Annotated in this window: 8 protein-coding genes; all 8 read left to right on the top strand. The window is 49.6% G+C overall.

The window, feature by feature from the left end; all coding sequences use genetic code 11:
• Nucleotides 1-436, top strand: a 436-nt coding sequence (locus VE954_RS29565; protein ID WP_324959734.1) for a phage major tail tube protein, incomplete at its 5' end; no start/stop codon positions are given.
• On the top strand, nt 436-735 hold the full coding sequence (locus VE954_RS29570; RefSeq protein ID WP_324959736.1) for a phage tail assembly protein: 300 nt from the start codon (nt 436-438) through the stop codon (nt 733-735). The genes VE954_RS29565 and VE954_RS29570, both read left to right, overlap by 1 nt.
• 142 nt (nt 736-877) lie before the next feature.
• Nucleotides 878-4,006 (top strand): phage tail tape measure protein, encoded by a 3,129-nt coding sequence (locus VE954_RS29575; protein WP_324959738.1) that lies wholly within the window; start codon nt 878-880, stop codon nt 4,004-4,006.
• A 71-nt stretch (nt 4,007-4,077) separates the two neighbouring features.
• Nucleotides 4,078-4,428 (top strand): phage tail protein, encoded by a 351-nt coding sequence (locus tag VE954_RS29580; RefSeq protein ID WP_324959747.1) that lies wholly within the window; start codon nt 4,078-4,080, stop codon nt 4,426-4,428.
• Nucleotides 4,412-4,642, top strand: a complete 231-nt coding sequence (locus VE954_RS29585; RefSeq protein ID WP_324959740.1) for a tail protein X — start codon at nt 4,412-4,414, stop codon at nt 4,640-4,642. The genes VE954_RS29580 and VE954_RS29585 overlap by 17 nt, the downstream gene beginning before the upstream one ends.
• A gap of 8 nt (nt 4,643-4,650) precedes the next feature.
• Nucleotides 4,651-5,601 (top strand): hypothetical protein, encoded by a 951-nt coding sequence (locus VE954_RS29590; protein ID WP_324959741.1) that lies wholly within the window; start codon nt 4,651-4,653, stop codon nt 5,599-5,601.
• Nucleotides 5,598-6,677, top strand: coding sequence for a hypothetical protein (locus VE954_RS29595; protein ID WP_324959743.1), 1,080 nt, complete (start codon nt 5,598-5,600; stop codon nt 6,675-6,677). The genes VE954_RS29590 and VE954_RS29595 overlap by 4 nt, the downstream gene beginning before the upstream one ends.
• A gap of 63 nt (nt 6,678-6,740) precedes the next feature.
• On the top strand, nt 6,741-7,478 hold the full coding sequence (locus tag VE954_RS29600) for a C1 family peptidase (RefSeq protein WP_324959745.1): 738 nt from the start codon (nt 6,741-6,743) through the stop codon (nt 7,476-7,478).
• Nucleotides 7,479-8,126: the final 648 nt, after the last annotated feature.

Below are 8,126 nucleotides of genomic sequence, written 5' to 3' on the forward strand. Positions count from 1 at the left end.
CACTCTCCCGAAGATTAAAATCAAAACAGAAGAGTTTCAGGCTTCGACCATGCATGGGCCGGTGGAGGTAGGCGTCTCGCTGGAGAAGCTTGAGTCCACCATCAAGCTCCTGGAAATTCCGTCAGAAATCCTGCTTGCCACGGGCTTTTCGGTTGGTGGAAACGTCACAACTCTCGTCACAGGCGCACGCCAGCGGCAAGGGTCGGATGCTGAGCCCATGACCGCTATCATGCAGGGGTGGATCAAAGGGCTCGACTTCGGAACCTGGAAGGCCGGGGATATCAAAGCCGCGAACCTCACGATTGAGATGTCTGTTTATCGATATTCCTTCAAGCTTGAAGATGTTCCGCTTATCAATATCGATTTGGAAAACGGTATCCAATTCATATCGGGCGTTGACTATGGTGACTCTGTTCGCAAAGCACTGAGAGTGTAATGGAAATAAAATTAAAATGGCCGTTTGAGCACGAAGGCACTCGCTACGAGTCAATTAAGGTGCCTGACTACATTCAGGTTGGCCATCGGCGTATATACGCTAAAAGCAAGGATCTTGAGAAAGAGGATGCAGGCATTACGCTCTGCGCTGCCCTGTGCGAGATTCCTGAGGCAGCTTTTGATCGCCTTTCCCTTGATGACTTCGAGAAGTTGACAGGCGCCGTCAGGGATCTATTTAATTCCGCTGGTCAAAAAAAACAGAAATCTCAGCCGAAGAAAGAAACCTCGCGCGGGTCGTGAGGCTTCTCCATAAAGAATATGGATTTTCTGCGAGAGAGATTCTGTCGATGAGCGAGGACGACTGCCTATATTGGCTGTCATCTCTCGATCAATCCGGATCTGCATCCGCTTCTTTTGAAGACGACGTCTGGGTGAACGACGAGTGAACACTAAAAAACAGGTAATGATTGAGATCGCGGCGGGCTTTCAAGGTTCGTTTGATTCTGTCTTCGCGTCAGCCGGTGAGCGAATTGGGAACCTGAAGAAAAAGCTTTCCGAGCTTGACCTTGCGTCCAAAAGTGTTTCCAGCCTGAAAGAACTCCAGACTGCGACAGAGCAGTTCAAGTCCAAGGTTGAGGAAGCTCAAAAAGTAATTCCGGGACTCAAGGATGCCCTGGCAGCTGCCGCTCAGGCCCAGGAACTGCAGAAGCGAAAAACTGCGGAACTCAGGACTGAAGTCGAAAAACATCTTGATGTCTTGAAAGATGCCAAAGCGAAAGAAGCTGCGCTGAAGGATGAAGTCAATCGTCTTTCGGCAGCCAAAGCGAAGCAAAAGACTCGATTCAAGGAAGCCAAAGCTGAAATCAAGGCTCTGGGTGACGCTTTTGAGCAATCGAAGGCTGCTTACTGGACTCATGTGGAAGCCACAAAGGAGGCTACACTCGCGTCCAGGCTCAATGCAGAGCAGATGGCCATTGAATCTGCCAGGTCCAGCAATCTTAGAACGGAATTAAACAGGATCCAGCAGGCATACTTGGCTGCCAAGGAGAAGCTTTCTGAATTTAAAGCTGCCGTTGAAAAATCCAACACTGCTCTCGTCGAGCAAAAGGTTCTTGCTTCCAATGCCAGGGGCGAAATCAAATTTCTAAGCCAGTCCTATGCCTCTTCCAAAACAGCGCTAATTGAACATAAAACAGCCCTGGAAGTCGACAATAAGGCTTTGACTCAGAACGGGCAAAATGTCGACCAGCTCAAAGCGAGATTGGACAATGCTGAAGCCGAACTCAAAGAAAGCGCGGCAGCGTTCGAGAAGCAATCGGTGGCTCTTAAAAGCTATGAACGTGCTTTGGAGTCGGCGGGTCATGAGGTCAAGGACCTGGCCAGACTTGAAAGTCATCTGGCCCAGGAAACCGCCAGGACTCAGAGGTCACATGATCTCGCAAGTCGTCGAAAGAAAACCGCTGACCGGGGCCGTGACCTCCGGGGCGACATCGTTGGCGGTGCATTTGAATTATCAGGCCTGGCATTCACTCTCGGAACGCCCATCAAAATTGCTGCCGAATTTGATCATGCGATGGCCAAAGTTGGGGCGCAGACAATGGCAACGGCAGAGGAAATGAAGGTCCTTACCCAGGAAGCCAGGCGATTGGGTGACACGACGGTTTTCTCGTCTTCCGAGGCTGCTCTAGCGGAGTCGTACCTTGCCACGGCGGGATTTGGTGTCCAGGACATCGTTCATTCTCTCAAAGGCGTGCTTGACCTGGCAGCTGCCGGGGAAGTTGGCCTGGGTGAGGCTGCAGAGATGGCGAGCAATATGCTTGCTGGATTCAAGTTGGATGCCACTGATATGCTGCGGGTGGCCAACGTCATGACCTCGACGTTCATTTCGACAAACACCAATCTAACTGGGTTGGCAGAAACCATGAAATATGTGGCACCGATTGCCAGCGCTCTTGGAGCCTCGATTGAGGAAGTGTCTGCGGCTTCAGGTCTTTTAGGCAATGTAGGTCTGCAGGGCTCCATGGCTGGCACAGCTCTAAGAGCCATGTATCAGCGCCTGTCATCACCACCCGCCGCAGGCCGCGAGGCACTGGAGCAATTGAATGTCACTCTGCGGGATGCGCATAAAAACCTCCTGCCTCTGCCGAATATTCTCGAGCAGCTCGACAAGAAGCTTGCGGGAAAAGGTACGGCAGAAAGGGCCAAGTACATCAAAGACATTTTCGGCGAGGAGGCTGCGGCAGGCGCCACTGAACTGCTCGGCGCTGCAGGGTCTGGAAGTCTCAAGTTTGAGATCAAAAAGCTTGAGATGGCACCGGCCTTTCGCGCATCAATGAAGTATCTGCAGGACAGCATGACCCCGGGTGATTTGAAGGTTTTGGAAAATCGGTTTGGCATTGCATTCAAGGAAGGCATGTCCAAATCAGCCAGGTTCACAGAATTGTCAAAAGCCTTCTCCGGGCTGAAAGGAAACGATTTTGAGAAGCGGTTTGCAGAAATTTTTCGATTTACCCCGGCCCTTGACAAGATGGAATTGGATCTCGATACCAAGGCAGCTCAGGCGAAGCTCAAGGAACTAAAAATTGATCGCCTCGGTGGAGATAAGAAGGACAAATCTTTCGATCAGTTGACGAAGGAAATCGAAGTGGCTCTGGCTGCCCTTCACGAACCAAAGCGGCTGGAAGCCATGTCTGTGCTGTTCTCAAAATCCAAAAATGAAATGCGAGCCTTGATGCAGGAGGCGGCGCAGGGCGAACCAAAATTCAGGCAGCTTACGGATGCACTTGAGAAAACAAATTCTGCGCAAGAGATATCAGAGAGGCTGAACAACACTGCGATTGGCTCCTGGAAGAACCTCAAGTCCTCAGTGGAAGCCGTTGCAATTTCTGCAGGAACAATCTTTCTACCAAAACTTGCTGAAATGATGAAGGTGCTGGCGGACGGCGCTCTTAAGGTTTCCGGCATGGCGACGGAGCATGAAAATCTTGTAGCAGCGATCGGATACTTTGGTGCTGCTCTCGCTATGAGCAAAGCTGCCATGATCAGCTATAAGGCTGTATTATGGGCGCTCAGCGGTGCGCTTGAAATTGTGACGTTCGCGCAAACAGCTCTAAATGTTGTTATGAATATGAACCCGGTGGTTGCGACGATTACAGGAATGGTTCTCCTCATTACTGCAATGTGGGCGGCTATCAAAAACTGGGATTCAATCATGCAGTGGCTAAAAGATGCAAAGAAATGGATTGCTCTTTTCTGGGAGGAAGATCTCAAACCAATCATGAAGTCCATTGGTGAGTTTCTTTCTTTTGGAGAAACCCGTGGCCTGAAGTTTTCCAGAAAAATAGAGCTTGAGGAAAGCGGGCAGGCATTCCAAAGCCGCATCCCTGAGATTTCTCAAAGAACGCTTCAGGACGACAGAAATCGAAACCAGACTTTTAACCTGCAGCAAAAATTTGACATCTCTGTGCAGGGTGAAGATGCGCCCCAGCAGACGGTAGCCAGAATAAAAGATGAAATGAAAACCGGATTCAAAAGTTCGGTGTTCAGCTATGCAGATCCCTTGAGTTTCTAACCCTGGATATCAACCTGATACAAACCGGCTTCCTTGCGAAGCTTGGGGACTTCGTCTTCGAGCCCAAAGGGATTGCATTTCAAAGATTTGATCGCGAGTCCTCTTACAACTGGGCTGAAATCAAAATGATTGGTTCGCATCCGCTTAGGCAGTTTCTTGGCGTCAACGGGGAGCGAATTTCAATTTCGGGCATCTTCTATCCACACTACCGCGGCAAGCTGAGTCATATGTCTGATCTCAGAGCAATGGGAGCAGCAGGAATTCCTTACCGGCTGATCGCCGCCGACAGTGACAGAGCTCAGAATCTTGGACGATGGATCTTTAAATCAGTGAAGGATGGACGGACGATCTTCACGAGTGATGGCAGACCACTGAAGGTGGATTTTACAATCGAATTGGAAAGTTATGTCCAGGATTTATGAACTCAGGGATGGCGACGAACTCGACCTCATTTGTTTTGAACACTACGGCTTTTCCAGAGGATCGGTGGAAGCAGTGCTCAAAGCCAACCCTGATAAATTGAACCTATTTGATGACTTTGGACGGGTGCAGACACTCGACAAGGTTGAATCGATCCTTCTTCCAGACGTGCCCGAGCCAATTCGAATCGATACACCCAGAAGGCTATTCAACTGACCACCCCCATGTTTCGTATAACCGCTGATGGCAAGGACCTGACTGATAGGATTCGGCAGAGGCTGGTCAACCTCACTATTAAAGACGGGTCTGGCCTTGAAGGCGACTGCATTCAGCTTCATCTATTTGACGACCCGCCGCTCGAACCTCCGAGGGAGGGAACCCGAATTGAGATAGCCCTGGGTTACAATGGGCAGCTGTTTGATGTTGGACGCTATGCCAGCCGTCCAATTTCCCTTAAAGGACCGCCTGCAATAGTCACGGTGGAGGCAAGTGTCCTCGACTGCTTCCCGACGCTCCTGGAACCAAAAAAGCGATCCTGGCGGCCTGACACCCTCTCCAGCGTCATCTCCAGGCTGGCGAACGAGAACGGCCTTATTGCGTCGGTCGATAAGAGCTGCGAGCTTATTCAAGTCCCACACGAGGACCAGACTGAAAGCGATTCGGCTTTTTTAGCCAGAATCGCCGACCACTATGAATGCATCTTTAAGATCCAGCGCAATCATCTCATCTTCTATGACCGGAATTCCAAAGTCACACCCTCTGGCAGCTCTATCAGACCCGAAAAAATCAAGGGCATTATCGACTACGAATTCAAATATTCGAGAGAGCAAATTTACTCCGGTGTCAAGGCTTTCTGGTGTGGGGCCGGGGCCACCAGGGAGCGATCGGTTTTGGCTGGAAAGAAAGGCAAGGTCTATGCAATAAAATTTTTGTTGAAAGACGAACCGTCGGCCCGCGCAGCAGCTGAAGCAAAACTAAGAAAACTTACGCGACTATCGACGACTCTATCGTTCACCATTCCGGGAAATCCGCTTCTATTTTCGGGTGGACTATGCCTGATTGAAAAACTTCACCCTCTCCTGAACCGTGAGTGGATGATCAGTTCTGTTGAGCATTCTCTCGACAATAGCGGTTTCATTTCAAAAATAACTGCAGAAGGAAACGCTTCTTTATGAAAGCCATTGCACTTTTTTGTCTAATTTTTCCATCAATTCTCATGGCTGCGGATGAATTTCCGGACAAACGCCTGCCGGTTGACGAGAACATATGGACTTCCAACGAGTTTGTTAACGCGACCCGAGGGCGGGATATCGTTATCCGGCGCCTGCCAGCCGCCAACAGTCCCTGCAATAACCCTGATAAATGCCCGCCCGCTGTCATAATCGATACTGAAAAAGGCAATATGAACGTCAAAGGCAAACTTAATGCCGATGCGCTCTATATCGGCGGTCAACCCATTATCAACCAGCAGGGTGAATGGCAGGGAAGCACCGAAAACCTTCAAGGTCCTCAAGGTGTGCAAGGCCCGAAAGGCGATCAGGGCGATGGCTGCACCATCACAAGTGATTCAATAATTTGTGGAGAATCCGTTGTCACACTTGAAACACTTCGCGGGCCGAAAGGTGATCGTGGACCGCAGGGAATTCAGGGACCGCAGGGGATTCGTGGTCCCGAGGGCATACAAGGTCCACAAGGTGATGTTGGTCCAGCTGGTCCGCAGGGTCTGCAAGGAGCCAAAGGCGACAAAGGAGAATCCTGCAAGATCGAAAATGGTTTCATCGATTGTGGCGGTTTTAAGAAGGCAGTTGACGATTTAAAAGGTCCTCGGGGTTTCCAGGGCGATAAAGGTGACAAGGGTGATGCCGGGATAAAGGGTGACACTGGTAGCCCGGGACCGAAAGGCGACCAGGGCGACAAAGGCATTGCCGGTCCAGCTGGTCCGCAAGGCTTAACAGGAGCCATAGGCGAAAGAGGTCCGGTTGGCCCTCAAGGTCCGAAAGGGACTTTTTCAAGCTGCAGAACTGCGAGTGGTGAAACTCAACTGGCAGTGAACCCGAGCGTTAGCGTCTCATGCGAGGCAGACGAAATGCTTGTGGGGGGAGGATGCTTTATAACTGGCACGACTGAGCAGGTTCAATTGATGTCGTCTGCTCCGCTTGCTGAGGATGGCTTCTATTTTTGCGAATGGGTTCGCAAGGATTCAATGAGCCCAGGAGCAGTTGGCAATGGCGTTGCCACTTGCTGCAAGTGAATGCACACAGGCGGAGGAATTTTTCCTCCGCTTTAATTTTTCGAAATGAGAAAGAAATATACCATGCAAAAACTCGGATGGATTCGGGACACCAAAGACGAACGTGACAGAAAATACTCTGCGAAAGCTTCTCAGGACCTGCCCGTGCTTGCTGATTTCCGATCCAGATATCCACGCGTTTGGGATCAAAAGAGTCTAGGTTCCTGTACCGCTCATGCGGTTGGGGCCGCAGCACTTTATATTGATATCTATGATAGAGATATGTCGATCGTCGTCCCTTCACGCCTTTTCATCTACTATATGACTCGCGCGCTGGAAGGATCGATTGGCCAGGATGTAGGTGCAACGATTAGAAATTCAATCAAAGCGGTGGCCAAGTTCGGATACCCTGTGGAAGACTCCTGGCCATACGTTATTAAGGATTTCAGAGAAAGACCTTCAGATGAAGCAATTTCCTCCGCCTTCCGAGAACGTGTCAGCTACTACGAGCGGGTAGATCGTGATCTAAGTCACTTCAAGGAAATCCTGAGTCGAGGTTATCCCATTGTGCTTGGATTCTCCGTCTATGATTCAATGTACGGCACATCTGTCAAGAAGACTGGCCGAATTCCTGTTCCCAAGAAAGGCGAAAAATACCATGGCGGTCATGCTGTACTTGCGTGTGGATATGACGATGAAGCTGGTGCGTTGATCATCCGCAACTCCTGGGGTGAGGACTGGGGTGAAAGCGGATACGGGTATCTGCCTTATGATTTTATCCTGAACTCAAACCTGTCCGGCGATTTTTGGACGATTAGGTGACTTAGAAAAGGATTATTAAGGCGGGTAAACCCGCCTTTTCTGTTCCGTGTCAAATACCGGCACTCAAGGATTTACTTCCATGGTTATAAAAAATAATTCTACGTCTACCTCTTCCATTGCCAAAAAGGGGAAAGTATTGTCAGACAATGTCTCAGTAAACGGAGATCGGATCTTTGACAATTGGATAACGAAAAAAGCTCTCGCGTTGCATCTTGGTATGTCCATTAGTTTTGTGAATAAGTATATGAAAGAGGGACTTCCATTTAAACGACGCGGGCGCTCTGTGAGATTTCAAGTGCATGAAGTTGAAGGTTGGCTTCAACGGAGATTCACTCTATGAAAAAATTCAATCCAAAGACTTTTCAAGATAAAGACCGGGTTTATCCTCCTGTAACTGGTGCTCCAAATGTCAGAAAAATCCTTGTCTGGGACAAAGACAAAAAGGAGTATAGGCCACCCTCAAGGGGCAAGATCTATGTCGCGCGACGAAATGAGATTGATGCTGGGGGCCCTATGTGCCAGGCAAGTTCGAGACAGCTTTTACCGATAATTTAGTGAAGTAAAAGTGGCGGAAATGAGGTTTCATCATGTCCGAATCGGCGAAGGCAAAGAAGCTTGAAAGCATTGGTAATTCTGAATCATTACCTG

The organism is Oligoflexus sp. (assembly GCF_035638955.1).
Taxonomy (GTDB): domain Bacteria; phylum Bdellovibrionota_B; class Oligoflexia; order Oligoflexales; family Oligoflexaceae; genus Oligoflexus.